The sequence below is a fragment of the Streptococcus oricebi genome (assembly GCF_017883985.1).
GTDB lineage: Bacteria > Bacillota > Bacilli > Lactobacillales > Streptococcaceae > Streptococcus > Streptococcus oricebi.
In genome coordinates this window covers 3,339-5,177 of record NZ_PRDG01000010.1, presented here as the reverse complement: position 1 = coordinate 5,177, position 1,839 = coordinate 3,339, and the positions used below count along the sequence as shown (strand labels likewise).

Below are 1,839 nucleotides of genomic sequence, written 5' to 3'. Positions count from 1 at the left end.
CAAACGATTAATGAGAGTTTGATCCTGGCTCAGGATGAACGCTGGCGGCGTGCCTAATACATGCAAGTAGAACGCTGAAGCTTGGTGCTTGCACCGAGCGGATGAGTTGCGAACGGGTGAGTAACGCGTAGGTAACCTGCCTGGTAGCGGGGGATAACTATTGGAAACGATAGCTAATACCGCATGACAGTAGGAGATGCATGTCTCTTACTTGAAAGATGCAAATGCATCACTACCAGATGGACCTGCGTTGTATTAGCTAGTTGGTGAGGTAACAGCTCACCAAGGCGACGATACATAGCCGACCTGAGAGGGTGATCGGCCACACTGGGACTGAGACACGGCCCAGACTCCTACGGGAGGCAGCAGTAGGGAATCTTCGGCAATGGGGGCAACCCTGACCGAGCAACGCCGCGTGAGTGAAGAAGGTTTTCGGATCGTAAAGCTCTGTTGTAAAGGAAGAACGGATATGAGAGTGGAAAGTTCATATCGTGACGGTACTTTACCAGAAAGGGACGGCTAACTACGTGCCAGCAGCCGCGGTAATACGTAGGTCCCGAGCGTTATCCGGATTTATTGGGCGTAAAGCGAGCGCAGGCGGTTAGATAAGTCTGAAGTGAAAGGCTATGGCTCAACCATAGTGTGCTTTGGAAACTGTTTAACTTGAGTGCAGAAGGGGAGAGTGGAATTCCATGTGTAGCGGTGAAATGCGTAGATATATGGAGGAACACCGGTGGCGAAAGCGGCTCTCTGGTCTGTAACTGACGCTGAGGCTCGAAAGCGTGGGTAGCGAACAGGATTAGATACCCTGGTAGTCCACGCCGTAAACGATGAGTGCTAGGTGTTAGACCCTTTCCGGGGTTTAGTGCCGGAGCTAACGCATTAAGCACTCCGCCTGGGGAGTACGACCGCAAGGTTGAAACTCAAAGGAATTGACGGGGGCCCGCACAAGCGGTGGAGCATGTGGTTTAATTCGAAGCAACGCGAAGAACCTTACCAGGTCTTGACATCCCGGTGCCCGTCCTAGAGATAGGATTTTGCTTCGGCACACCGGTGACAGGTGGTGCATGGTTGTCGTCAGCTCGTGTCGTGAGATGTTGGGTTAAGTCCCGCAACGAGCGCAACCCTTATTGTTAGTTGCCATCATTAAGTTGGGCACTCTAGCGAGACTGCCGGTAATAAACCGGAGGAAGGTGGGGATGACGTCAAATCATCATGCCCCTTATGACCTGGGCTACACACGTGCTACAATGGCTGGTACAACGAGTCGCAAGTCGGTGACGGCAAGCTAATCTCTTAAAGCCAGTCTCAGTTCGGATTGTAGGCTGCAACTCGCCTACATGAAGTCGGAATCGCTAGTAATCGCGGATCAGCACGCCGCGGTGAATACGTTCCCGGGCCTTGTACACACCGCCCGTCACACCACGAGAGTTTGTAACACCCGAAGTCGGTGAGGTAACCTTTAAGGAGCCAGCCGCCTAAGGTGGGATAGATGATTGGGGTGAAGTCGTAACAAGGTAGCCGTATCGGAAGGTGCGGCTGGATCACCTCCTTTCTAAGGATAAGGAACTGTATGTTGGGCGTCTTGTTTAGTTTTGAGTGGTCTTCCTTAGACCAAACAGAATATGTGGGGCCTTAGCTCAGCTAAGGAGACCAGAGGTCGACTTTGTCGAAGCTGCAAGCAGCGCACGACAGGGACCAGCGACTACTCAAACAAGAAAAGAATAGAAGATAACATTTAGATCAAATAAGAGATATAAATGTGGGGCCTTAGCTCAGCTGGGAGAGCGCCTGCTTTGCACGCAGGAGGTCAGCGGTTCGATCCCGCTAGGCTCCATA

The 1,839-nt window shown here is 52.0% G+C and carries 1 tRNA gene and 1 rRNA gene; both read left to right on the top strand.

The window, feature by feature from the left end:
- The first annotated feature begins 6 nt into the window (after nucleotides 1-6).
- Nucleotides 7-1,555, top strand: a 16S ribosomal RNA gene (locus C4K46_RS10490).
- A 209-nt stretch (nucleotides 1,556-1,764) separates the two neighbouring features.
- Nucleotides 1,765-1,837 (top strand) — tRNA-Ala (locus C4K46_RS10485).
- Nucleotides 1,838-1,839 lie beyond the last annotated feature (2 nt).